The organism is Nocardioides sp. J54, assembly GCF_000519005.1.
Taxonomy (GTDB): domain Bacteria; phylum Actinomycetota; class Actinomycetes; order Propionibacteriales; family Nocardioidaceae; genus Nocardioides.
Window position 1 is genome coordinate 1 of the sequence record NZ_JAER01000035.1, and the last position, 23,862, is coordinate 23,862.

Below are 23,862 nucleotides of genomic sequence, written 5' to 3' on the forward strand. Positions count from 1 at the left end.
ACGTGGCCGGTGTCGCTGGGCTCGTCGACGTCGAAGTGGCGGTGGTCGCTGGCCCGCTGCCGCTCGGCCTCCGCGTGGTCCGGGTCGAACCGAACGACGGCTTCGGCCACCAACCTCTCGAGCTGCTTCCAGCCGACGTCGTCGACGGCGGCGTCGAGCTGTCGGTCCACGAACTCGGCCGCCTCAGGACTGAGCGGGTGGGTGAGGTCGGAGATCCGCTGCGCCTTCCACGTGTCGACCCGTCCGGCGACGACGGCCCGGTAGAGGCGGGGCAGGCGCCAGGCGCACTCGATGACCTGACCGACGTAGGCGCGGCCACCGATCGGTGAGCGGCCGAGGACCGCGATGAGTTCCATCAACGCGAACTCACTGACGAGGGGTGCACCGGGGCCGGCGATCGGGACACCGGTGTCGACCACCCCGTCAAGCAGCGTCGCCGCACCTTCAGGGGAGTCGAGGGTGTTCTGGTCGGCCCAGGCGACGATGGCGATCCACTCGTCGATCCAGAGGTTCTTGCGGGCGTCGACCCGTGACCTGATCTCGGTCAGGAGCTCGGGCACGGAGCGGCCGTCGTACTGGCCGATCGATGCGTTGGTTCCGAGATCCATGACTGGATTCTTCCAGAGACCACCGACGCAAAGGTCGGCCGGAAACCCGCCTGTGGACTGGGGATTCTCCGGATTCTCTATCCACAGTCCGCCTTGAAGGCCCGGTGGTTTCGAGGCTCCTCGCTAGCGCTCGTCGCACCTCAACCACCGGGAGCTGGGTGCACGCCGAGACCAACACCGCCCCACCTACGACCCGCGAGCCGACAGGCGGACCCGACCACCTCCCCAGTCCTCTCGTCGCTGCCTTTCGCAGCTGTGCCAGCTGCGTGACCGCAGCCCACCGGGACCATCCCCGTCCACCTACGCAACCGCAAGCCGACCGCCGGACCGGACTACCTACCCAGCCATCTTGTCGCCGGCTCTGGGAGCCGTGCCGATCACCCCACCCCGAGCCGCCGCAGCGCCCGCTCGGCGGCGTTGAACCCGCACATCCCGTGCACCCCGCCGCCGGGCGGGGTGGCGGAGGAGCAGAGGTAGACGCCGTCGATGCCGAGCCAGTAGGGGTCGAGGGTGGGGCGGGGGCGGAAGAGGAGCTGGCGGGCGGTGTTGGCGCCGGCGGAGATGTCGCCGCCGACGTAGTTCGCGTTGTAGGTTTCGAGCGCCGCCGGGCCGCGGGTGGAGACGGCGAGGACGCGGTCGCGGAAGCCGGGGGCGAAGCGCTCGACCTGGCCGAGGATCGCATCGGTGGCGTCGCCGGTGTAGCCGTGCGGGACGTGGGCGTAGGCGTAGACCGGGTTGACCGGGCCGGAGGAGCGGGAGGGGTCGGCGAGGTACTGCTGGCCGAGCAGGACGAAGGGGCGCTCGGGCATCCGGCCGCGGGCCGTGTCCTTCTCGACGGCGGCGACCTGCTCCGCCGTACCGCCGAGGTGCACGGTGCCGGCGCGGCGGCAGGTCTCGTTGGTCCACGGGATGTCGCCCTCGACGGCGAGGTCGACCTTGAAGGCGGCCGGGCCGTAGCGGAAGCGGGTCAGGCCGCGACGCACCCGGGCGGGGAGGTGGTCGCCGAGGATGCGACGGGCACCAGCCGGCGCCGTGTCGAGCAGTACGACGTCCGGCCGGCCCCCGACGAGGTCGTGGAGCTGCTCCAGCGAGTCAGCGCAGAAGTCCGTCACGACGCGTCCACCGAGCTCGGCGAGCTCGGCGAGCAGGGCCCGGGTGATCGCCTCGGTACCGCCCTCGGCGACGGGCCAGCCGACGGCGTGGGCGGAGGCGGCGAGCAGGAGCCCGACGGAGGTGGTCAGCGGCGTGTCGAGACGGCCGAAGGCGTGCGCGGCGGCGCCCATGAACAGCGCGCGGGCGGGGTCGTCGCGGAAGCGGGCGCTCGCCCACGTCGCGGGGAGGAGCGCCTTGGCGCCGAACCGGCCGAACGAGACGGGGTGCCGGGGCAGGTGCACCACCGGTTGCAGCACCTCGCCCATGAGGTCGTCGAAGCGGCGCACGATCGGGGAGAAGGTCCTCCGCCAGCGCTCACCGTCCTCGCCGAGCGTGGCGACGGAGGCGTGCAGGTCGCGGGAGGCGACGCCGGCGCGGCCGTCGTCGAGCGGGTGGGCCAGGTCGACCTCGGGCCACGACCAGCGCAGGCCGTGCCGGTCGAGGCGGAGGGAGGCGAGGAAGGGCGAGGCCACTCCGGTCGGGTGGAAGGCCGCGCACTCGTCGTGCAGCACGCCGGGCACGGTGAGCTCGCTGGAGCGGGCGCCGCCGCCGGGCCGTCCCTGCGCCTCGACCACCGTCACGGCGAGCCCGGCCTGCGCGAGCCGGATCGCGCCGGCGAGGCCGTTCGGTCCGCTGCCGACGACGACGGCTGTGCCCATGCCCGGGACGGTACCGGTCGACGCCGCGGCGTAGTCCTCGCGGGCCAGCAGGTCGAGCCGATCGACATCGCCGTCGATGCCCGGGTCGGCACCGGTCCGACCTACGGTGGAGCGCCCGAACGGAGGAGCCCCGTGTCCCACCGCCACCGAACCGTCGCCACCGGCACCGTCCCCGGCACCGTTCCCAGCACCGTCCCCAGCATCGTCCTGGGCCTGCTGGTCGCGCTGCTGCTCGGCCTGCTCGGCGCCGTGGCCGGTCCTGCCCAGGCTGCCCGCACGCCGACGGTCACCGGGCTGGCCGCGGCCGGCCAGGACTGGGCGGCCGCGCGGCTCAAGGTGCGCTGGAAGGCCGTCCCGGGCGCGACCTACCAGGTCCGCTGGGCGCGGAGCCGGGCTGCGCTGGCGAGGGCGGAGGTGCAGCGGGTGGAGAACCGGGCGGCGACGTCACCGACCCTGGGCAACCGCTGCGTGACCTGGTACGCCCAGGTCCGCGCGGTGCGCAAGGGCTCGGCCGGTGCCTGGTCCCGGCCGAAGGGACTGCGCTTCACGCGTGGCCCGGTCGGCACACCCCGGCTGACCGGCCCCGCCTCGGCGCAGACCAGCGAGCAGGCCGTCCGGTTCACGTGGACGGCGGCGCGGTACGCCGCCCGTTACCGCCTCGACTGGTCGGCGGCGGCGCACGGCCACTGGGCCGGCTTCGCCCACAACTACACGCGGTGGCTGGCAGCGGGCGCCCGGTCGGCCGTCATCCCCGTCCCGGCCACCCCGGCCCCGGGGGACCGCTTCCTCGCCCCGGCCTACGGCAACGCGGTCTACGCACAGCTGCAGTACGACAACACCTGCATGCCGAAGGCGCACCGCACCAAGTACGTCGGCGCCTTCCCCCGTCCGCGCGACCCCGGGACCGGGGACCTGGTCAGCGTGGGCTCCTACAACGTCGAGCTGTCGCCGACGACGAGCTCGCGGCCACGCAAGATCGCCAACATCGCCGACAACATCGCGCGCCGGGGTCTCGACGTCGTCGCGCTGCAGGAGGCCAAGGAGCAGACCGCGAAGGACCTGGTCCGGCGCCTCGCCGATGCCGAGGGCCAGAAGGACTGGGCCCACTGGGGCGTCGGCGCGCAGCGGGTGCTCTGGCGCACCGGCGCCTGGCGGGCGGCCCTCGGCGGCAAGGTCGACGTGGGCCGCGCCTCCGACAAGTCCGCGGCCACGCCGCTGCCGGCGCCGGCCGTCCGGCTCACACCCGCGCTGGGCGCCTGGGCGCCGGGCCGGCAGGACATCTTCGTCGTCTCGGTCCACCTGGAGGACCGGCGTCGCTTCGACGCCGGGGCCACCGTCAAGGAGCGCAAGCGCGACGCCCACCTCGCGGCCAGCGCACTTCTCGACAGGATCGCCGCCGTCAACCGCGGCGGCGTGCCGACGCTGGTGCTGGGGGACCTCAAGGGCAACTTCGGCGGCGGCGGGCTGCCGGCCGGTGCGGGCTACTGCGACGAGAACACCGGCTGCGTCGGCGAGGGCCAGCCGACGTTCGTGCGCGCGGGCTTCTGGGACGCCCAGAGCGCGGTCACCAAGGTCGGCATCGAGTACGGCACCGTCAACAAGCACGTCGCCAAGCAGCCGGTCTCGGTGACCGGCGTCGGCGGCCGCACCGACCACATCCTCGCCCGGGGCACCGGCGGCTTCACCTTCTACCGCAACGTCGTCGCGACGTACGGCGACGCGTCGGCCTCCCAGCAGCCCGACCACAACCTCGTCATCGCGAGGGTCGTCGTCCCGCGCCTTCCCTGACCCGCCCCGCGCGGCAACGCAGCAAGAACGGTCAAGCGCAGGAGGCCCGGACCGGTCCACACTCGTCGTGTGACCACCACCCCGAGCGGCCGTGACCGCCTGCGCGAGCTCCTCGACGCCGTGCTCGACGAGGACAACCGCACGCTCGGCGACATGGCCGGGGGCGCCCACGCGTCGCCGTACCACTTCAGCCGGATGCTCTCCCGCGACGTCGGCGAGGCGCCGGTCGCCCTGCGGCGACGGGTGATGCTCGAGCGCGCGGCGTGGCGGCTGCGGCACGGCGTGACGGTCACCGACGCCGCGTGGGAGGCGGGCTACGAGTCCGTCGAGGGCTTCAGCCGGGCGTTCACCCGCGCGTTCGGGCACGCCCCCAGCGAGACCGGCGCCGCCGGCGGCAGCGTGTGGCTGCCCGCCGCCAACGGCATCCACTTCCACCCGCCCACGAGCCTGTGGGTGCACAGCACGGAGCAGACGATGAACCCGGTCACCGATCAGCAGGTCCGCCACGACCTCGACGACACCCGCCTTCTCATCGAGCACGCCAAGGGCATCAGCGACGACGAGTGGACCCGCGTCCGGGTGCCCGGCCACGAGGTCGCGGCCTGGGAGGGGCCCGAGGAGTCCGTCGCGGTCGTCCTCGAGCGGACCGTCTTCGCCAAGGAGGTGTGGCTCGCGGCCATCGAGGGGACCGACTTCCCCGCCGTCGACCGGCAACCCACCCCGGCCGCGCTGCTCGAGCGGCACGACGCGGTCGCCGGGCGCTGGCTCGCCACCGTCCGCGACATCGACCGGCGCGGGGGCTGGGACGACCTGATCATCGACGCGCTGTGCGAGCCGCCCGAGTCGTTCGTGCTCAGCAGCATCGTCGCCCACGTGCTCACCTACAGCGGCTACCGACGCCTGCTCGTGCGGTCGTGGCTGCGCGGCACCGGCCTCGACCTCGACGACGGCGACCCCATCAACTGGCTGCGCCGCGAGCTCGACGAGCACCGAGACACCCCCACCGGAGGAGACCGATGACCCGCACCACCTACTACACCGCCACCACCCTCGACGGCTTCATCGCCGACCCCGACGATTCGCTGGCCTGGCTGCTGCGCCAGCCGCAGGACGAGGGCGGGCCGCAGGACTACGGCGAGTTCATCAAGCGCATCGGCGCGGTGGTGATGGGCTCGACGACCTACCTGTGGGTGCGCGACCACCTGCAGCGCACCGGCGAAGACTGGTCCTACTCGATGCCCGCCTGGGTGATGACCAGCCGCGACCTGCCGACGATCGACGGCGCCGACCTGCGCTTCGCGTCCGGCCCGGTCACCGACGTGTACGACGACCTGCGCTCCGCCGCCGGCGAGCTCGACATCTGGGTGATCGGCGGGGGAGACCTCGCCGGGCAGTTCGCCGACGCCGGCCTGCTCGACGAGGTCATCGTGTCGATCGCACCGGTGACCCTTGGCGCCGGCCGGCCGGTCCTGCCGCGCCGGCTCGAGCTGCGGCTCGCCGAGACCGCGCCCAACGGCGCCTTCGTCACCGCGCGCTACGAGGTCGACGGACCGCTGCTGGAGGACCGGAAGGACTGACGTACCTCCTTGCTGCCCGGCAGCGGCCTTGACAGCGGGGGCATGGTGGAGGGAGTCGGACCACAGTCTCGGGAGGACACCGTGCGCCGTACTCACCTCCGTCGCGGAGCCGTGCTGGCCGCTGCGACCACCGTCGCCCTGACCATCGCGCTCGTCGCGCCCGGCCCCGCGCCGGCGAAGCCCGGGCCGAAGCCGCCGCCGAAGGTCGCGACCGCGACCGGGTTCGGCGGTGCGGTCAGCTCCGTCGACCCCGACGCGACCCGGATCGGGCTGGAGGTGCTGCGCCGCGGCGGCACCGCCGCCGACGCCGCGGTCGCCACCGCAGCGGCGCTCGGGGTCACCGAGCCCTACAGCGCCGGCATCGGCGGCGGCGGGTACTTCGTGCACTACGACGCCCGCACCGGCGAGGTCACCACCATCGACGGCCGCGAGACCGCGCCGGCCGCGATGCAGCCGGACGCCTTCATCGCCCCGGAGACCGGCGAGCCCTGGCCGTTCACCCCCGACCTCGTCACCAGCGGCGTCTCGGTCGGCGTGCCCGGCACGCCCGCCACCTGGCAGGAGGCCCTCGACCGGTGGGGCAAGCTGTCGCTCAAGAAGGCGCTGCAGCCCGCAGCCGACCTGGCCCAGCACGGCTTCGTCGTCGACCCGACCTTCGCCCTGCAGACCAGCGAGAACTCCGAGCGCTTCCGCACCTTCACCAGCTCGAAGAAGCTCTTCCTGCCCGGCGGCAAGGCGCCGGAGGTCGGCAGCGTCTTCCGCAACAAGGACCTCGCCCGCACCTACCGCCAGCTCGGCGCCCACGGCGTCGACTGGCTCTACCGCGGCGCGCTCGGCAAGGAGGTCGCCCGCACCGTGCAGCGGCCGCCGCTCAGCGGCGAGACCGACCTGCCGGTGCCCACCGGCGACATGACCACCGCCGACCTCGCGGCCTACCGCGCGCTCGTGCAGGCGCCGACGGCGGTCGACTACCGCGGCAACGACGTCTACGGCATGGCGCCGTCGTCGTCCGGCGGCACCACCGTCGGCGAGGCGCTCAACATCCTCGAGCAGCTCGAGCCGCCCGCCGACGACGTCGCCGCGCTGCACCAGTACCTCGAGGCCAGCGCCCTCGCCTTCGCCGACCGCGGCAGGTACGTCGGCGACCCCGCCTACGTCGACGTCCCCGTCGACGCCCTCCTCGACGACACCTTCGCCAGGGAGCGGGCGTGCCGGGTCGACCCCGACGCGGCCGCGACCAAGCCCGTCCCGGCCGGTGACGTCACGTCGTACGACGGCGTGTGCGACGCGCCCGCCGGCGACGGTGCCGAGGACCCGGACACCGAGAACCTCTCCACCACCCACCTCACCACCGCCGACCGGTGGGGCAACGTCGTCGCCTACACGCTCACCATCGAGCAGACCGGCGGGTCCGGCATCGTCGTGCCGGGCCGCGGCTTCCTGCTCAACAACGAGCTCACCGACTTCTCCACCGTCTACGACGAGGCCGACCCGAACCGGATCCAGCCGGGCAAGCGCCCGCGCAGCTCGATGTCGCCGACGATCGTGCTGCGCGACGGCCAGCCGGTGCTCGCCCTGGGGTCGCCCGGCGGGTCGACGATCATCACCACGGTCCTGCAGGTGCTCATGAACCGGCTCGACCTCGGCATGAGCCTCCCGGAGGCGGTTGCCGCCCCGCGGGCCTCGCAGCGCAACACGACGAACGTCACTGCCGAGCAGGCGTTCATCGACGCGTACGGCGACGCGCTGGCGTCGTACGGGCACGGCTTCACCGTCGCCGGGCCACCCGGGTCGAGCGCCTCGGAGATCGGTGCCGTCGCCGCGGTCGAGCTCGGGCCGGACGGCCGGCTGACGGCCGTGGCCGAGCCCACGCGCCGCGGGGGAGGAGCCGCCGGGGTGGTCCGGCCTACCCTTGTCCCGTGACCTGGGACGGGACGTGGACCGAGATCCGTGACGACGCGGCGCTGACCGCGCTCCTCGGCGAGCCCGCACCCGCGGCGCGCGCCAAGGAGCGGGACGTGCTGACCGACGTCGACCGCGACTGGCTGGCGGCCTCGCCGTTCTGCATCGTCGGCACCGCCGACGCCGACGGGCGCTGCGACGTCTCGCCGAAGGGCGACCCGGCCGGCAGCCTCGTGCACGTCCTCGACGACCGCACCATCGCCATCGCCGAGCGACCGGGCAACCGGCGCGCGGACGGCTACCGCAACGTGCTCGCCAACCCGCACGTCGGCCTGGTCTTCCTGATCCCGGGCCGTGGCGACACGCTGCGGGTCAACGGCCGCGCCAGGCTGGTCAGCGACGCGCCCTTCTTCGACGAGATGGTCGTCAAGGGCCACCGGCCGGTGCTCGCGCTCGTCGTGGAGGTCGAGACGGTCTTCTTCCACTGCGCCAAGGCGTTCCTGCGCTCGCAGCTGTGGCGCCCGGAGACCTGGGACCCCGAGGGGATCGTCCCGCGGCGCGCCGTGGTGGCGCAGCGCTTCGAGCGGCGGGGTGCGAGCCTCGAGGAGCTCGACGCCTACTACGGCCCCAGCTACGAGGAGGGCATCTATGTCTCCTGACGGCTACCCGTTCCTCAAGGGCCACGGCACCGAGAACGACTTCGTCCTGCTGCCCGACCACGACGGCGCGGTGCACGGCGACCTGCCGGCCGACCGGGTCCGCGCCCTGTGCGACCGCCACGCCGGCATCGGCGGCGACGGCGTGCTGCGCGTCATCCGCACCGCCGCCGTCGGCGAGGCCGGCGCAGGCCAGGACGCCGAGTGGTTCATGGACTACCGCAACGCCGACGGCTCGGTCTCGGAGATGTGCGGCAACGGCGTGCGCGTCTTCGGCCGCCACCTCGCCGAGCAGGGCCTCGTCGACCCGACCGGCCCGGTCCCCGTCGCCACCCGGGCCGGGGTGAAGGTCCTCGCCTTCGCCGGCGGTACGCCGGACGGCGAGATCACCGTCGACATGGGCATCCCGAAGGTCCTCGAGCTGACCTCGGTCGCCGTGGGGGAGCAGGAGTGGGACGCCCTGCACGTCGACATGGGCAACCCGCACGCCGTCGCCTTCCTCGGCGACGGCGCCAGCCTCGACGACGTCGGTCCGCTGCTCGACGCCCCGGCCCACGACCCGGCCGTCTACCCCGCCGGCGTCAACGTGGAGTTCGTCGTGCGCCGCGGCCCGCAGCACGTCGCGATGCGCGTGCACGAGCGCGGCTCCGGCGAGACCCGCTCCTGCGGCACCGGCGCCTGCGCCGTCATGGTCGCCACCGCCCTGGCCGACCGCGCGGAGCGCGACACCGAGTACCGCGTCGACCTCCCCGGAGGCACCCTGCGGATCACCTGGACCGCCGACGACCGGGTGCTGATGACCGGGCCCGCGGTGGTCGTGGCCGAGGGGCAGACCACGCTCTGAAACCGGCTCCGACGAGCGTTAGAGTCCGGCGCATGGAACTCACCGGATCCTCTGCCATCGTCACCGGCGGTGCGTCGGGCATCGGCGCCGCCGTCGCCCGTGCGCTCGCCGCCAAGGGCGCGACCGTCGTCGTCGCCGACCTCCAGGCCGACAAGGGTGAGGCCCTTGCCGCCGAGATCAACGGCGTCTTCGCGCAGGTCGACGTCACCAACAGCGAGCAGATCGGCGCGGCCGTCAAGGCTGCGGCCGACATCGCCCCGATCCGCGCGGTCGTGAACTCCGCCGGCATCGGCTGGGCGCAGCGCACGATCGGTCGCGACGGCCAGCTGGAGTCGGCGCACTCGCTCGAGGCGTTCACGAAGGTCGTCGCGATCAACCTGATCGGCACCTTCGACATGGTCCGCCAGGCCGCCACCGTGATGAGCCAGAACGAGGCGGACGAGGACGGCTGCCGCGGCGCGATCGTGAACCTCGCCAGCGTGGCTGCGTTCGACGGCCAGATCGGCCAGGCGTCGTACTCCGCGTCGAAGGGTGGTGTCGTCGGCATGACCCTGCCGGTCGCGCGCGACCTCGCGGCCGCGGGCATCCGACTCAACACCGTCGCGCCGGGCCTGATCGACACCCCGATCTACGGCGAGGGCGAGCAGGCCGAGGCGTTCAAGGCCAAGCTCGGCGAGAGCGTGCTCTTCCCGAGGCGCCTTGGCACCGGTGCGGAGCTGGCGTCGATGGTCGTCGAGTGCCTCACCAACTCCTACATGAACGGTGAGGTCGTCCGCGTCGACGGCGGCATCCGGATGCCTCCCAAGTGAGCTGACCACCCAGGTCCGACGACGAGCGCCCGGCGTGGGGTCCCCACGCCGGGCGCTCGCGTCTCTGCCCGTACGACGGCCGGCCGTCAGCAGCTCAGTCGGTCACTCGCCGACCCGGTCGCGCTCCTCGCGGGTGTAGCCGTCCATCATCGGCGCCGGCGCGCCCGCCGGGGCGGCCATCCGGTCGCCGCGGAGCTTGCCGAGCTTCTGCGAGGTCATCGCCAGCACGTCGCGGGTCTTGCCGCGGCCGTAGGTGACCGACGCGTCGCGGCTGACGCCGAGCCGGGCGCCCACCTCGATCGCGTCCTGGTCGGCCCCCATGTAGAGGAACTGCCACGCGTAGTCGGTGGTCTGCTGCTCGACCAGCGCCTTGATCGCCGGGTGCGTCCACTCCTGGCTGGCGTTCTCGTGGCCGTCGGTCATGATCGCGACGATCACCGTGCCCGGCCGCTCCTCCTCGGGCAGCGCGGCGAGCTCGGTGCCGGCGGTGGTGACCAGCCGGCCCATCGCGTCGAGCAGCGCGGTCGACCCGCGCGGCTGCAGGTCCAGCGGCGGGACCTCCTCGACCGGGACGCCGGAGTAGACGACGTCGTACTCGTTGTCGAACTGGGCGAGGGTGACCCGGCACTCGCCGGGCAGCGCCTGCTGCTCGGCCACGAAGGCGGCGAAGCCACCCTCGGTGTCGGTCTTGATGGACTGCATCGACCCGCTGCGGTCCAGCAGGAAGTACAGGTGGGTGAGGTCGGCTCGGGTCATGGTTCCTCCGTTCCGGACGCCGGTGGGCGTCCTCAGCTGGGCCGGCGCGGCTTGAACCGCATCGGCGCCGGGGGTGCGGCGGGTTGCCGCGGCTGACCTGTCTCCAGGTCGTACTTCGCGCGCTCGACCCCGGCGGCCGTCACCCGGCCCCGGTCGTCGGCGTACGCGCCGAGGGTCCGGGTGCGGGCCAGCCGGGGTCCGACCGCGTTCTCGGTGAGGCCGGCCTGCGCCCCCGCCCCACGCAGGGACGCCTGGCCGGTCAGCACCGCGGTCGCCATCGCCTCGTCGATGAGCTCGGTGAGGCGATCAGCTGCCTGGCGAAGGTAGGGGAGGGCTCCGACGGAATCCCTTCCCTCCGCCTCGTCGAGGGCCCGCCGCACGTCGTCCAGCGTCGTGGGGCGGGCGTCGTCCTCGTGGTTGCTCATGCCCTCCATGGTGCCGCACAAACTGCGGACGCGCAAGTAGTGCGGATCCGCAGATGGTGCGCACCTCGCGGTGTGGTGGGGGCCGGGCGGAAATCGGGAAGCATCCGGCCGACCCCGTGGTTACGCTGGAGACGCCTATGACGAACCATGCTGAAGACTTCTCCCTCGCCGCCGCCCTGCGAGCCACCGAGGGCTGGGACGACCCCGACGACCTGGTCGACGACCTCGACACCGACCCGACCGCCGACCGCGCCGACCGCGCCGACCGCGCGGACCGCGCCGACCGCGCCGATGACGACGACTGGGAGTCCGGTTACGCCGACGACGTCGCCCTGAGCGACCCCACCACCGGCGACCTCGACCTCGCCGCGCGCCACGAGCTGCGCCGCGTCGCCGGGCTGCGCACCGAGCTCGAGGACATCACCGAGGTCGAGTACCGCCAGCTCCGCCTGGAGCGGGTCGTGCTCGTCGGCGTGTGGACCGAGGGCACCGTCGCCGACGTCGAGAACGCGATGGCCGAGCTCGCGCTGCTCGCCGAGACCGCCGGGTCCGAGGTGCTCGACGCGATCTACCAGCGCCGCCAGTCGCCCGACCCCGCCACCTACATCGGCCGCGGCAAGGTCGAGGGCCTGCGCGAGATCGTGGAGGCCACCGGCGCCGACACCGTCATCTGCGACGGTGAGCTCGCGCCGTCGCAGCTGCGCAACCTGGAGGACCGGGTCAAGGTCAAGGTCGTCGACCGGACCGCGCTCATCCTCGACATCTTCGCCCAGCACGCGAAGTCGAAGGAGGGCCAGGCGCAGGTCGAGCTGGCGCAGCTCAACTACATGAAGCAGCGGCTGCGCGGCTGGGGTGGCAACCTCTCCCGCCAGGCCGGTGGTCGCGCCGCCGGCGGTGACGGCATCGGTGGCCGCGGCCCCGGTGAGACCAAGATCGAGACCGACCGGCGCCGGATCAACGACCGGATCGCCAAGCTCCGCCGCGAGCTGAAGGTCATGAAGGGCACCCGCGACACCAAGCGCCAGGAGCGCCGTCGCAATCAGGTGCCGTCGGTCGCCATCGCCGGCTACACCAACGCCGGCAAGTCCTCCCTGCTCAACCGGCTCACCGGCGCGGGCGTGCTCGTCGAGGACGCGCTGTTCGCGACCCTCGACCCGACCACCCGGCGCACCCAGACGCCCGACGGCCGCGTCTACACGATGAGCGACACCGTCGGCTTCGTCCGGCACCTGCCCCACCAGCTGGTCGAGGCGTTCCGCTCGACGCTGGAGGAGGTCGCCGACGCCGACCTCATCGTCCACGTCGTCGACGGCTCGCACCCCGACCCCGAGGGCCAGATCAGCGCCGTGCGGGAGGTGCTCGCCGAGATCGAGGCGGGCGACATCCCCGAGCTCGTGATCATCAACAAGGTCGACGCCGCCGACCCGCTCGTCATCGACCGGCTGCGCCGCCGCGAGCCGCACTCCGTCGCGGTGTCGGCGAAGACGGGGGAGGGCATCGCCGAGGCGATCGCCGCCGTCGAGGCCGACTTGCCGCGCCCCCGCGTCGAGTTCACCGCGCTGGTGCCCTACGCCCGCGGCGACCTCATCGACCGGATCCACAAGGACGGCGAGATCACCGCGCTCGAGCACACCGCCGACGGCACGCACGTCACCGGCCGCGCCACCGAGGCGCTCGCCGGCGAGCTCGCCGACTTCGCCGTCTGAGGCTGTACGGAGGCAGTACGGCGACGGTCCGGTCACGATTTCGCCTGATCTTCGCCGAAAGGGCTCCCCGCACGGCCAGCACGACGGATGATCCTCCGGTGACTCGGCACCACTCCCGCCCCCGCCTGCTCGGCGTGCTGCTCGCGCTGGGCCTGGTCGTCGTCGCCACGGCGCTGGTCTGGGGCCGCGCTGGCGCGGACGCCAACCCCTGCGCGCGTCGCGCCGACCGGGCCGAGCAGCGCAGCCGGCTGGTCACCGGCAGCGGGCCGGAGGTGCTGGTCATCGGCGACTCCTACTCCGTGGGCGCCGGTGTCGCGCTGCGCGACTCGTGGCCGGTCCGGCTGCCCGGCCGGGTCCGCGTCGACGGCTTCTCCGGCAGCGGGTTCAGCGTCGGAGCCAGCCCGTGCGGCGACGTCTCCTACGGCACCCGTGCCCCCGCCGCGCTGCGCCCCGCCACCGACCTGGTCGTGGTCGAGGGCGGACTGAACGACACCGACCGGCCCGCCGCCGAGCTGGAGGAGGGGGTCGAGCGGCTGCTGCGCCGCCTCGACGGCCGGCGCGTGCTGGTGGTCGGGCCGCCGGTGACCCCCGACCGGCCGCGGTCCCACGCCGAGCGGGTCGACGCCACGCTCGCCCGGATCGCGCGCGAGCACCAGGCGTCGTACCTCTCGATGCTGGGGACCGAGCTGACCTTCCTCGACGACGACCTCCACCCGGACCCGGCCGGGCACCGCACCTTCGGCGACGTCGTCGCCGCGCGGGTGCGGGAGATGCTCGCCACCTGAGGCCGCCCGCCTGTGGAGCCAGCAGCCGGAGCGTCGGCCGGGCCATCTAGGGTGCTCCGGTGAGCACCCACCCGGACGTCGACGCCAGCCCCGTGCGCGAGCTGCTCGCCACGGCCGTGGCAGCGCTCGGCGGCCAGGAGCGCTCCGGCCAGGTCGCGATGGCCGACGCGGTCGCGCAGGCGTTCGCCGACAAGGAGCACCTCCTCGTCCAGGCCGGCACCGGCACCGGCAAGTCGCTCGGCTACCTCGTCCCGGCGCTGCTCCACGACAAGCGGGTCGTCATCGCGACCGCGACGCTGGCCCTCCAGCACCAGCTCGTCGAGCGCGACCTGCCACGGCTGGTCAAGGCCGTCGGCACCACCCCCGGCCTCGACGCCAGCTACGCCGTGCTCAAGGGCCGCTCCAACTACGCCTGCCTGCACCGCATCCGCGAGGGAGCCCCCGACGACCAGGGCGAGCTGGTGCAGCTGCCCGAGGGGTCGATGGGCGCCAAGGTGCTCGCGCTGCGCGAGTGGGCGACCCGCTCCGCCGAGGACGGCGGCAGCGGCGAGCGCGACGACGCCCCCCGCCACACCGAGAAGGAGTGGCGCCAGGTCAGCGTCAGCGCCCGTGAGTGCGTCGGCGCCAGCAAGTGCCCCTACGGCCAGGAGTGCTTCGCCGAGAAGGCGAAGGAGAAGGCCCAGCGCTCGCACCTGATCATCACCAACCACTCGCTGCTCGCGATCGACGCGATCGAGGGCATCCCGATGATCCCCGAGTACGACGCCGTCGTGATCGACGAGGCGCACGAGCTGGCCGCCCGCGTGACCCAGGCGGCGACCGACGAGCTCTGGGCGGCCGAGGTGGAGCGGGCGGCCCGCCGCAGCGTCCGCCACGTCGAGGGCAACGAGGCCGACGACCTCGCCGACGCCGCCGACGCCCTGCGCGCGGCGATCAGCGAGGCCCCGGCCGGACGCTTCGAGCGGCTGCCCGAGGACCTCGCCGACGCGCTGGCGCTGGTGCGCGACGCGGCCCGCGCCTGCATCTCGGCGTTCCCGAAGGCCGAGTCCGGGAAGGAGCCCGACGCCGCCATGACCCAGGCCAGGGGCATGGTGCAGGAGGTCTTCACGACCGCGGAGCGGATGTCGGCCGGCTCGGACAACGACGTGCTCTGGCGCACCGAGGGCACCGACCGCCTGCCGCCGATGTTGTGCGTGGCGCCGCTGCAGGTGTGGGGCCAGATGCGCGACAAGCTGCTCGCCGACAACACCGTCGTGATGACCTCGGCGACGCTGATGCTCGGTGGCGACTTCAACTCCGTCGCCCGCTCCGTGGGGCTCAAGCCGATGCCCGACGCCGAGCAGCCGTGGCGCGGCATCGACGTCGGCAGCCCGTTCGACTACGGCAAGCAGGGCATCCTCTATGTCGCCCGACACCTGCCACCGCCGGGCCGCGACGGGCTCGGTCCGGCCCAGCTCGACGAGATCGCCGAGCTCGTCGACGCCGCCGACGGCCGTACCCTCGGGCTCTTCTCCAGCCGCCGCGCGGCCGAGGCCGCCGCCGAGCACGTCCGCTCGGCGCTGCCGCACCTGACCACCCTCGCCCAGGGCGAGGCCCAGCTGCCCGAGCTGGCCCGCCAGTTCGTCGAGGACCCGCACACCTGCCTGTTCGGCACGCTGGGCCTGTGGCAGGGCCTCGACGTCCCGGGCGAGACCTGCCAGCTGGTGCTCATCGACCGCATCCCGTTCCCCCGGCCCGACGACCCGCTGATGAGCGCCCGGCAGAAGGCAGCCGACCGGGCTGGTGGCAACGGCTTCATGCAGGTCGCCGCGACCCACGCGGCGCTGCTGCTCGCGCAGGGCGCGGGCCGCCTGATCCGCACGACCAGCGACCGCGGGGTCGTCGCGGTGCTCGACCCGCGGCTGGCCACCGCCCGCTACGGGTCCTTCCTCAAGGCGAGCCTGCCGCCCATGTGGCCCACGACCGACCCGGCGGTGGCGCGCGGCGCCCTGAAGCGGCTCAGCGGCGGTACGCCCGGCCGGTGACGGCCTGCAGCCGGTTGTCGTCGCGGGCGAACCCGTGGCACGTCGTGCTGGCGTCACGGTCCGGGTCGTCACAACCGCCGAACCGGGTGCTGGTGTTCAGCACCGTGACGTCGATCCACTGGACAGCGGGGCCGAAGCGCACGTCGAAGGCCCGGTTGCCGTGCACGTTGAGGCTGACCATCGAGGTCTTCGCCGCCTTGCCCTTGCGCTTCACGGTGAGCACGGCGCGACTGCCGACGGCCCGGTCGTTGAGGTTGAGCTTGAGCTGCACCCAGTGCCGCTTCGTCAGGCCGGACCCGCGGATGAAGCGCACCGTGGACGCCGCCAGGTGGTCGAGCCGGAACCGGAACGAGCCGGCGGGCGCGCCGCCGCGCAGGTTGAAGGTGCGCCGGGTGGGCGAGGCGCGGTAGGCCGCCCCCTCGTCGTAGAACGCCGCCGGCCGCCGGTTCCAGATCGTGAACTTCGAGAGCTCCGTCGCCAGGGACGACCCGCGCTTCGAGAGCGAGGAGCGCACCGCCTCGACGGAGTACATGCCCTTGGCACCGACCCCACCGTCGTGGGCGAGGCGACGCCAGATCTCGCGGACGATGATCGGCATCCCGCCGGCCGAGCTCGGGTAGCGCTCGCCCAGGAACTGGAAGAAGATCCACGAGCCGTACTGGCTGAGCTGGCTGTAGAGGTCGAGCGACTGGTGCGGCAGCGCCAGCGGGCCGTAGGGCAGGTAGTTGCGGTTGTCGTTGATCCCGTCGAAGACCTGGTCCTCGATCCAGGTGGCGGTGGCCTCCATCAGCCAGGCGTCCTCGTTGAGGTCGTAGGCGAACTGGACCGCGTGGAACCACTCGTGCGCCGCCGTGGCCCGCAGCGCGGACCGCGGGGCGATCCCGAACTCGGCGTAGTCGTTGTCCAGCACGCAGTACGCCGGGGCCGGCACGTGCTCGGTGACCGAGTGGTCGTCGGTGGTGCAGTAGCCGTAGGCGCCGAGGTCGCCCAGCTCGCCCAGGTAGATGTCCGGGCGCGCGTCACCACCCTTCGTGCCGTCGCTCAGCACGTCGCGGTAGCCGGCCTTGCGGTAGGTCTGCGCGACCCGCGTCAGGGTGGACAGCACGAACTCGACGTAGTCAGGGGCGCCGCCGGCCTTGCCGGGATAGCGCCCACCCGGACCGTCGTTCTCGCCGGGCACACCGTGCCGGGCGCTCGTCTTCCGGTTCACCCAGTGCACGCACAGCATGCTGTTGCAGGTGCGCTTGACGCCCTCGCGCCCGCCGTAGCAGACGAGGTCGCCCTCGTCCCGGTCGTTGCACACGACCAGGCTGTCGTCGGGACGCGCGAGCAGCCGGCCCGCGGCCTCCCGCTTCGACTTCGGCAGGTCCGAGCGTGCGGCGGCGAGGTCGCGCAGGGCCAGCGTCAGGTCCTTGCCGCCGGCACGCAGGCCCTCGGTCGCCGGCTCGTCGCCGGTGTGGTCTGCGTCGTGGGTGCCGTCAGTGGCGTCGGGGTCACCAGCGTCGCCCGTGCCGGCGTCACCGGAGTCGGCGGCGGCCGCACCGGACTCGATGATCTCCTCGACCGCGGCCAGGGCTGCCTCGGCCGTCTCCTCGGCCGTCACGGGGGCGGGGTCGGTCGCCGGGGCGTCAGCTCCAGCCGGTGCGGCGAGCAGGGGCACGGCCAGGAGAGCAGCCAGCACGGCGGCCCACGGTGCACGTCGAGGGGTCACGGGGGAAGGCCTCACGGTGGGGACGTCAGGGGACCCACCGACCCTACGTGAGAAGTGGCGTCAGACACGCCTCAGCACGGCCGTCACCTTGCCGAGGATCGTGGCGTTCGTGCCGTCGATCGGCTCGAAGGCGGGGTTGTGCGGGAGCAGCCAGACCTTGCCGTCCTTGCGCTGGAAGGTCTTCACGGTGGCCTCGCCGTCGATCATCGCTGCGACGATCTCGCCGTTCTCGGCGGTCGGCTGCTGGCGGATCACCACGTAGTCGCCGTCGCAGATGGCAGCCTCGATCATCGACTCGCCGCTGACCTCGAGCAGGAAGAGCTGGCCGTCGCCGACGAGCTGGCGGGGGAGCGGGAAGACGTCCTCGACGCGCTCCTCGGCCAGGATCGGGCCGCCGGCGGCGATCCGGCCGACGACCGGCACGTTGGCCGGGACCGGGGCGGCGTCGCCGATCCCGGTCTCGTCGTACGACGTCTCCTCGGCCGAGCCCATCGCCTTGCGGGCCGCCATCACCTCGGGCAGGAACACCTCGAGGGCGCGGGGCCGGTTCGGGTCGCGCTTGAGGTAGCCCTTCTCCTCGAGCACCCGCAGCTGGTGGGCGACGCTGGAGGTGCTGGTGAGGCCGACCGCCTGGCCGATCTCGCGCATGCTCGGCGGGTAGCCGCGCTTCTCGATGCTGTCCTTGATGTGGGCCAGCACGCGCTGCTGGCGCGGCGTCAGCCCGGTCGCGTCCGGGGGACCGTCCGGCAGCTCGGTGACGCCGCGGCCTGCCTTGCGCTCCGCCATGGGGGTGCCTCCCGTTCGCTGTGGCGGCCGGTCGTCCCACCGGCCTGGTGTGACGACGCTAACCGATCCCGCCGCGCTGTTTCAAACACCTGTTCGAAGGGCGTGTCGCGGCCCACGGCCCACTTCTGCGGCGTGGCAGTGGCTGCGACACGGTCGAACAGGATTTCGAACAGGTGCTGGATTTGTTCGAACGTGTGATCTAACCTCGTACACATGTTCGATCGAACGCATGGTCGAACAGCCTTCCGTCGGACCCCGTCCGCAGACTCCTCCCCGGAGTCCCGGACTCGGCCCGCTCCCTTCCCCGGAGGTCACCAGACATGAGCACGATCAGCATCGCCCCGCACCGCGTCAGCACCGCCCGCGTCGCTCCCGCCGCCCGCCGCGGCGCGCAGCCACGGGCCGCCGCGCCACGGGGCCAGGTCCGGCTGACCCGCCGCGGCCGCGTCGTCGTGTTCGTCCTGGGCTTCCTCGTCGTCGCGGCGCTGGCCGTCGCGGTGGCCGCCGGGTCGGCGGCGACCCGCGAGGACGGCGGCGCCCCGGCCGTCCAGGTCGTCACCGTCGCGCCCGGCGAGACCCTGTGGGACATCGCCTCCGGCGTCGCGGCCGCGACCGGCGGCGACGTGCGCGGCGCGATGGCCGACATCCAGGACCTCAACACCCTCGACGGCAGCATGGTCTACGCCGGCCAGCAGCTGCGCATCCCGGCCGCGAAGTAGCGCGCCCACCGACTCTCCGCTGCCTCGACCCCAGCGGAGCAGGGGAAAGACGAAGGGTGGCAGGCAGCCGGCTCACCGAGCCGCGCGCTTGCCACCCTTCGGCGCGTTCGGGTCGCGCTTCGGCCGCGGCTCGGGGGCCGAGGTGAGGCCGAGGGCGCGGGACAGGCGCACCGCCAGCATGAAGGCGAGGAAGAGGCAGAGCATGCCGCCGAGCGAGGCGACCGCGAGGAAGAACCAGGCGCTGCCGTCGCCGTCGTGCCGGGCGTCGGCACCGAAGTCGATGGCCGCCAGGACGAGGTACCCCCACGCCACGAGGGCGAAGGTGATGCCGACCGCGAGGAGCAGGAGGTCGGCCCGAAAGCGCGGTCGCGCCTTGCTCCCTGCGCGGCTGCCCGCGCGCTTCCCACCTGCCACGGTCGTCATTGTTGCCGATCACCCAACCTGGTGGGTGCCCGCCCCGCGATCGGCCTCAGCGGCCCGTGACGGAGTACTGCACGAAGGTCTTGCCGTCCGCCTCGGTGAGCGTCCCGACGATGACCTCCCACGCGTCGTTCTCGTAGCTGGAGATGCCGGCCGCGCTCGCCTCGTCGTCGCGGGTGAAGCCGGCGGCCCCCAGCTCGTCGCCGATCCGGGCGGCGACCTCGTCGGTCCCGCCCGGCACCTGCAGCTGGACGACGAAGCCGGGCTTGCCCCCGCTGGTCGTCGACGCGCCGGAGACGATCTCCCCGTCGGTGACCGGGACCTCCTCGGGGAAGCCCTCGGGGAGCTTGCCGGTCCCGTAGGAGAACGAGCCGTCGCTGCTCTCGACCTTCACCTCGCCGGAGTCGGCGTCGATGTCGACGTCGGCGCCGCCGGCGTCCTCGGCGGCCTTCTCGATGGCGCGCTCGGTGATCTGCTCGGCGGCCTCGCCGCACGCGGACAACGCCAGCGGGAGGGCCACGGCAGCGGCCGTGGCGGCGACGGTACGACGAAGGCGGGCTCGGGTGGGCAGGGCAGGCATGTTCGGCTCCTGGGTGTGTGGGGGGGGGGGGGGCGAGCGGCGCGGACCCGAGACGCGCCGGTCAGACGATAGTCCCGGACAGCCTCGTCCCGCTCGTGACCTGCGCAAACGCGGTGCCGGGCAAAACTTCCGGCAACTCTCCCGCCCCCGGTCTTGCACCCGTGGTGGCCGGGGCGTACGGTTACCACTACATCTAGTAGTTACAACGATGTAGTTCTCCACATCTAGTCCACAGGACTGGGGGTGGCGATACACAGATCAGTACCCGTTCTGCACGGCGGAGACCAGGTTATCCACAGGTTTCCGCGGTCCGGGACGTCGATCCCGGGAGGAGGAACCATGCACTGTCCGTACTGCAAGCACCACGACACCAAGGTCCTCGACTCCCGGGTCGCCGAGGACGGCTGCTCGATCCGCCGCCGGCGGGTCTGCCAGTCCCAGGACTGCGAGAAGCGGTTCACGACGGTCGAGCTCATGCAGCTCACGGTGCTCAAGCGCTCCGGCGCCACCGAGCCGTTCAACCGCGAGAAGGCTGTCGCCGGCGTACGGAAGGCCTGCAAGGGCCGTCCGGTCGGCGAGGACGACCTGGCCCTGCTCGGCCAGGAGGTCGAGGACCAGCTCCGGCTGGCCGGCAGCCCCGAGATCGCCGCCCACGAGGTGGGCCTGGCGATCCTCAACCCCCTGCGCCGCCTCGACGAGGTGGCCTACCTCCGCTTCGCCTCGGTCTACCGCGGGTTCGAGTCCGCGGCCGACTTCGAGAACGAGATCGCCCTCCTGCGCGCCGAGCGCCAGTTGCAGGGCGACCCAGCCCCGACGGGCTGACCACAGACGCCCGGCAGGTAGTGGGGAAGCTGCCTGCCGGGCCACCAGCTTCCCTGTCCCGACCGATCGGGGCACGCAGCACCCGCACCACCCACGCAGCATCCGCACCACCGCCGACAGCACAGCCGACCAGCGCACCAGGAGAGTCATGACCGAGACGGCCAGCAACCCGACCGAGGCAGGCGCACCCGCCCGCAAGGGCCTGAAGATCGAGCGGGTCTTCAGCACCGAGGGCGTGCACCCGTACGACGAGATCACCTGGGAGCGGCGCGACGTCGTCCAGACCAACTGGAAGACCGGCGAGACCGTCTTCGAGCAGCTCGGTGTGGAGTTCCCCGACTTCTGGTCGCTGAACGCCTCGACGATCGTCACCACCAAGTACTTCCGCGGCGCGGTCGGCACCCCGGAGCGCGAGACCGGCCTGCGCCAGCTCGTCGACCGCGTGGTCTCCCGCTACGTGGAGGCGGGCCTGGAGAACGGCTACTTCGCGACGGCGGCGGACGCGGAGGTCTTCGAGCACGAGCTGACCTGGCTGCTCGTCCACCAGTACTTCTCGTTCAACTCCCCGGTGTGGTTCAACGTCGGCACGCAGTCCCCGCAGCAGGTGTCGGCCTGCTTCATCCTGTCGGTGGACGACTCGATGGACTCGATCCTCAACTGGTACAAGGAGGAGGGCTTCATCTTCAAGGGCGGCTCCGGCGCCGGCCTGAACCTCTCCCGCATCCGCTCCTCCAAGGAGCTGCTCAAGTCCGGCGGCACGGCCTCCGGCCCGGTCTCCTTCATGCGCGGCGCCGACGCCTCGGCGGGCACCATCAAGTCGGGCGGCGCCACGCGTCGTGCGGCCAAGATGGTCGTCCTCGACGTCGACCACCCCGACATCGAGGAGTTCGTCGAGACCAAGTGGCGCGAGGAGGACAAGATCCGCGCCCTGCGCGACGCCGGCTTCGACATGGACCTGGGCGGCAAGGACATCACGTCCGTGCAGTACCAGAACGCCAACAACTCGGTGCGCGTCACTGACGAGTTCATGAAGGCCGTCGAGGAGGGCACCGAGTTCGGCCTGCGTGCCCGCACCACCGGCGAGGTCATCGAGACCGTCGACGCCCGCTCGCTGTTCCGCAAGATCAGCGAGGCCGCCTGGGCCTGCGCCGACCCCGGCCTGCAGTACGACGACACGATCAACGCCTGGCACACCAACCCCGAGACCGGCCGGATCACCGCGTCCAACCCGTGCTCGGAGTACATGTCGCTCGACAACTCCTCGTGCAACCTCGCGTCGCTGAACCTGCTGAAGTTCCTCAAGGACGACGACACCTTCGACGCCGAGCTGTTCACCAAGGCCGTCGAGCTGATCATCACCGCGATGGACATCTCCATCTGCTTCGCCGACTTCCCGACCGAGGCGATCGGCGAGACCACCCGCGACTACCGCCAGCTCGGCATCGGCTACGCCAACCTCGGCGCCCTGCTGATGGCGATGGGTCTGGGCTACGACTCCGACGGCGGCCGCGCGATGGCGGCCACCATCACCTCGCTGATGACCGGCACGTCGTACCGTCGCTCGGCGGAGCTCGCCGGCATCGTCGGCCCCTACGCCGGCTACGCCCGCAACGCCGAGGCGCACAACCGCGTCATGCGCAAGCACCAGGCCGCCAACGACGACGTGCGCACGCTGCACATCGCCGACGCCGCGGTGCACAAGGCCGCGACGGAGGAGTGGGCCAGGGTCGTCGAGCTCGGCAAGACCAACGGCTTCCGCAACGCGCAGGCCTCGGTGCTCGCCCCGACCGGCACCATCGGCTTCATGATGGACTGCGACACCACCGGCATCGAGCCCGACTTCTCCCTGGTGAAGTTCAAGAAGCTCGTCGGCGGCGGCTCGCTGCAGATCGTCAACCAGACCATCCCGCGGGCCCTGAAGAAGCTGGGCTACGACGAGGAGAAGGTCGAGGCGATCGTCGCCTACATCGGCGAGCACGGCCACGTCGTCGACGCCCCCGGCCTCAAGCCGGAGCACTACGAGGTCTTCGACACCGCCATGGGCGAGCGTGCGCTCAAGCCCATGGGCCACGTGAAGATGATGGCCGCCTGCCAGCCGTTCCTGTCCGGCGCGATCTCCAAGACCGTCAACCTGCCGGAGACGGCGACGGTCGAGGACATCGAGCAGATCTACATGGAGTCGTGGAAGCTCGGCCTCAAGGCCACCGCGATCTACCGCGACAACTGCAAGGTCGGCCAGCCGCTCGCCGACGGCGGCGGCAAGGCGAAGAAGGACGCCGCGGACGCGGCCGAGGCCGCCGAGGCGACCAAGGTCGTCGAGAAGGTCGTGGAGAAGGTCGTCTACGCCCCGACCCGCAAGCGCCTGCCGAAGTCGCGCCAGGCCCGCACCACGTCGTTCACCGTCGCCGGTGCCGAGGGCTACATGACCTCCGGCGCCCACGACGACGGCAGCCTCGGCGAGATCTTCCTCAAGCTCGGCAAGCAGGGCTCGACCCTGGCCGGCGTGATGGACGCCTTCTCGATCGCGGTCTCGATCGGCCTGCAGTACGGCGTCCCGCTGGAGACCTACGTCTCGAAGTTCACCAACCTGCGCTTCGAGCCCGCCGGCCTCACCGACGACCCGGACGTCCGGATGTCGCAGTCGATCATGGACTACGTCTTCCGCCGCCTGGCCCTCGACTACCTCTCCTTCGAGCAGCGCTCCGCCCTCGGCATCTACTCCGCCGAGGAGCGCCAGCGCCACCTCGAGACCGGCTCCTACGAGCCGATCGAGGAGACCGGCTCGGCCTCCGAGCTCGTCGAGTCCGCCCCGGCCCCGAAGGCCGCGGCCGCCGCGGCCGAGGACGTCGTCGAGGCCGAGGTCGACACCGACGAGGACCCCCTCGCCGGCGCCCCCGAGGTCAAGGTCGCCAAGACCACCGCCGAGCTCCTCGAGCAGATCACCGGCCACGCCGTCGACAGCCCGCTCTGCATGACCTGCGGCACCAAGATGCGCCCCGCCGGCTCCTGCTACGTCTGCGAGGGCTGTGGCAGCACCAGCGGCTGCAGCTGAGGCTGACTGTGCGCGCGGCACTCCGGTTCACCGGGGTGCCGCGCGCCTCCGCGTTTCGTCGGTCGGGTCCGCTAGCCTGGG

21 protein-coding genes are annotated in these 23,862 nt (G+C 72.6%); 13 read left to right on the plus strand and 8 right to left on the minus strand.

The window, feature by feature from the left end; genetic code table 11:
• Both NOCJ54_RS26775 and NOCJ54_RS0118025 read right to left on the minus strand, forming a co-directional pair.
• On the minus strand, positions 1-608 hold a 608-nt coding region (locus tag NOCJ54_RS26775; protein ID WP_036518577.1), incomplete at its 3' end, for a DUF222 domain-containing protein.
• 377 nt (positions 609-985) lie between these two features.
• Positions 986-2,419 (minus strand): phytoene desaturase family protein, encoded by a 1,434-nt coding sequence (locus NOCJ54_RS0118025; RefSeq protein WP_028656602.1) that lies wholly within the window; start codon positions 2,417-2,419, stop codon positions 986-988.
• A 132-nt stretch (positions 2,420-2,551) separates the two neighbouring features.
• On the opposite strand from NOCJ54_RS0118025, the gene NOCJ54_RS29555 reads away from it, so the two are divergent.
• From NOCJ54_RS29555 to NOCJ54_RS0118060, 7 genes are all read left to right on the plus strand, one after another.
• Positions 2,552-4,207: an endonuclease/exonuclease/phosphatase family protein gene (locus NOCJ54_RS29555; RefSeq protein ID WP_157514954.1), complete on the plus strand. Its 1,656-nt coding sequence runs from the start codon at positions 2,552-2,554 to the stop codon at positions 4,205-4,207.
• A gap of 69 nt (positions 4,208-4,276) precedes the next feature.
• Positions 4,277-5,227 (plus strand): helix-turn-helix domain-containing protein, encoded by a 951-nt coding sequence (locus NOCJ54_RS26780; RefSeq protein WP_036518580.1) that lies wholly within the window; start codon positions 4,277-4,279, stop codon positions 5,225-5,227.
• Entirely contained in the window at positions 5,224-5,784 is a 561-nt protein-coding gene (locus NOCJ54_RS0118040) for a dihydrofolate reductase family protein (RefSeq protein WP_028656604.1), read from the plus strand. Before NOCJ54_RS26780 ends, NOCJ54_RS0118040 begins: the two co-directional genes overlap by 4 nt.
• Positions 5,785-5,865: 81 nt before the next feature.
• A complete protein-coding gene (gene ggt / locus NOCJ54_RS0118045) occupies positions 5,866-7,707 on the plus strand; it encodes a gamma-glutamyltransferase (protein ID WP_232221827.1) in 1,842 nt (613 codons plus the stop codon).
• The gene (locus NOCJ54_RS0118050; protein WP_036518583.1) at positions 7,704-8,345 is read left to right on the plus strand and encodes a pyridoxamine 5'-phosphate oxidase family protein; all 642 of its coding nucleotides are present in this window, start codon (positions 7,704-7,706) and stop codon (positions 8,343-8,345) included. The genes ggt and NOCJ54_RS0118050 overlap by 4 nt, the downstream gene beginning before the upstream one ends.
• Positions 8,335-9,186 carry a diaminopimelate epimerase gene (gene dapF, locus NOCJ54_RS0118055; RefSeq protein WP_028656607.1) on the plus strand — a complete coding sequence of 284 codons (852 nt, stop codon included), beginning with the start codon at positions 8,335-8,337 and terminating at the stop codon, positions 9,184-9,186. The genes NOCJ54_RS0118050 and dapF overlap by 11 nt, the downstream gene beginning before the upstream one ends.
• A gap of 32 nt (positions 9,187-9,218) precedes the next feature.
• On the plus strand, positions 9,219-9,995 hold the full coding sequence (locus NOCJ54_RS0118060) for an SDR family NAD(P)-dependent oxidoreductase (protein ID WP_028656608.1): 777 nt from the start codon (positions 9,219-9,221) through the stop codon (positions 9,993-9,995).
• Between the two features lie 102 nt (positions 9,996-10,097).
• Here the strand turns inward: NOCJ54_RS0118060 and NOCJ54_RS0118065 are convergent, their stop codons facing one another.
• Entirely contained in the window at positions 10,098-10,751 is a 654-nt protein-coding gene (locus NOCJ54_RS0118065; protein ID WP_028656609.1) for a vWA domain-containing protein, read from the minus strand.
• A 32-nt stretch (positions 10,752-10,783) separates the two neighbouring features.
• Positions 10,784-11,176, minus strand: a complete 393-nt coding sequence (locus NOCJ54_RS0118070) for a hypothetical protein (RefSeq protein WP_051486033.1) — start codon at positions 11,174-11,176, stop codon at positions 10,784-10,786.
• Positions 11,177-11,313: 137 nt separating this feature from the next.
• Here NOCJ54_RS0118070 and hflX point away from each other — a divergent pair, with 137 nt between their 5' ends.
• The 3 genes from hflX (at position 11,314) to NOCJ54_RS0118085 (ending at position 15,691) form a co-directional block, all read left to right on the plus strand.
• Positions 11,314-12,882, plus strand: coding sequence for a GTPase HflX (hflX, locus tag NOCJ54_RS0118075; protein ID WP_028656611.1), 1,569 nt, complete (start codon positions 11,314-11,316; stop codon positions 12,880-12,882).
• Between the two features lie 98 nt (positions 12,883-12,980).
• On the plus strand, positions 12,981-13,667 hold the full coding sequence (locus NOCJ54_RS28510; RefSeq protein ID WP_028656612.1) for an SGNH/GDSL hydrolase family protein: 687 nt from the start codon (positions 12,981-12,983) through the stop codon (positions 13,665-13,667).
• 59 nt (positions 13,668-13,726) lie between these two features.
• Positions 13,727-15,691: an ATP-dependent DNA helicase gene (locus NOCJ54_RS0118085; RefSeq protein WP_028656613.1), complete on the plus strand. Its 1,965-nt coding sequence runs from the start codon at positions 13,727-13,729 to the stop codon at positions 15,689-15,691.
• Here NOCJ54_RS0118085 and NOCJ54_RS0118090 read toward each other — a convergent pair.
• Positions 15,666-17,402 carry an MXAN_6640 family putative metalloprotease gene (locus NOCJ54_RS0118090; protein ID WP_157514955.1) on the minus strand — a complete coding sequence of 579 codons (1,737 nt, stop codon included), beginning with the start codon at positions 17,400-17,402 and terminating at the stop codon, positions 15,666-15,668. The two genes, NOCJ54_RS0118085 and NOCJ54_RS0118090, sit on opposite strands and share 26 nt — an antisense overlap.
• Positions 17,403-17,462: 60 nt before the next feature.
• Entirely contained in the window at positions 17,463-18,188 is a 726-nt protein-coding gene (gene lexA / locus NOCJ54_RS0118095) for a transcriptional repressor LexA (protein WP_028656615.1), read from the minus strand.
• Between the two features lie 320 nt (positions 18,189-18,508).
• Between lexA and NOCJ54_RS0118100 the strand changes: the two genes are divergently transcribed.
• On the plus strand, positions 18,509-18,907 hold the full coding sequence (locus NOCJ54_RS0118100; RefSeq protein WP_028656616.1) for a LysM peptidoglycan-binding domain-containing protein: 399 nt from the start codon (positions 18,509-18,511) through the stop codon (positions 18,905-18,907).
• 72 nt (positions 18,908-18,979) lie between these two features.
• Here the strand turns inward: NOCJ54_RS0118100 and NOCJ54_RS0118105 are convergent, their stop codons facing one another.
• Entirely contained in the window at positions 18,980-19,321 is a 342-nt protein-coding gene (locus NOCJ54_RS0118105; RefSeq protein WP_145726031.1) for a hypothetical protein, read from the minus strand.
• 55 nt (positions 19,322-19,376) lie between these two features.
• Positions 19,377-19,907: a hypothetical protein gene (locus tag NOCJ54_RS0118110; protein ID WP_028656618.1), complete on the minus strand. Its 531-nt coding sequence runs from the start codon at positions 19,905-19,907 to the stop codon at positions 19,377-19,379.
• A 339-nt stretch (positions 19,908-20,246) separates the two neighbouring features.
• On the opposite strand from NOCJ54_RS0118110, the gene nrdR reads away from it, so the two are divergent.
• A complete protein-coding gene (gene nrdR, locus NOCJ54_RS0118115) occupies positions 20,247-20,729 on the plus strand; it encodes a transcriptional regulator NrdR (protein WP_028656619.1) in 483 nt (160 codons plus the stop codon).
• Between the two features lie 148 nt (positions 20,730-20,877).
• On the plus strand, positions 20,878-23,781 hold the full coding sequence (locus tag NOCJ54_RS0118120) for a vitamin B12-dependent ribonucleotide reductase (RefSeq protein WP_028656620.1): 2,904 nt from the start codon (positions 20,878-20,880) through the stop codon (positions 23,779-23,781).
• Positions 23,782-23,862 lie beyond the last annotated feature (81 nt).

Coding starts and splice junctions, on each gene's coding strand:
- NOCJ54_RS0118025 (WP_028656602.1), bottom strand. CDS start 2,419: ATGGGCACAGCCGTCGTCGTCGGCAGCGGACCGAACGGCCTCGCCGGC.
- NOCJ54_RS0118040 (WP_028656604.1), top strand. CDS start 5,224: ATGACCCGCACCACCTACTACACCGCCACCACCCTCGACGGCTTCATC.
- dapF (WP_028656607.1), top strand. CDS start 8,335: ATGTCTCCTGACGGCTACCCGTTCCTCAAGGGCCACGGCACCGAGAAC.
- NOCJ54_RS0118060 (WP_028656608.1), top strand. CDS start 9,219: ATGGAACTCACCGGATCCTCTGCCATCGTCACCGGCGGTGCGTCGGGC.
- NOCJ54_RS0118065 (WP_028656609.1), bottom strand. CDS start 10,751: ATGACCCGAGCCGACCTCACCCACCTGTACTTCCTGCTGGACCGCAGC.
- NOCJ54_RS0118070 (WP_051486033.1), bottom strand. CDS start 11,176: ATGAGCAACCACGAGGACGACGCCCGCCCCACGACGCTGGACGACGTG.
- hflX (WP_028656611.1), top strand. CDS start 11,314: ATGACGAACCATGCTGAAGACTTCTCCCTCGCCGCCGCCCTGCGAGCC.
- lexA (WP_028656615.1), bottom strand. CDS start 18,188: ATGGCGGAGCGCAAGGCAGGCCGCGGCGTCACCGAGCTGCCGGACGGT.
- NOCJ54_RS0118100 (WP_028656616.1), top strand. CDS start 18,509: ATGAGCACGATCAGCATCGCCCCGCACCGCGTCAGCACCGCCCGCGTC.
- NOCJ54_RS0118110 (WP_028656618.1), bottom strand. CDS start 19,907: ATGCCTGCCCTGCCCACCCGAGCCCGCCTTCGTCGTACCGTCGCCGCC.
- nrdR (WP_028656619.1), top strand. CDS start 20,247: ATGCACTGTCCGTACTGCAAGCACCACGACACCAAGGTCCTCGACTCC.
- NOCJ54_RS0118120 (WP_028656620.1), top strand. CDS start 20,878: ATGACCGAGACGGCCAGCAACCCGACCGAGGCAGGCGCACCCGCCCGC.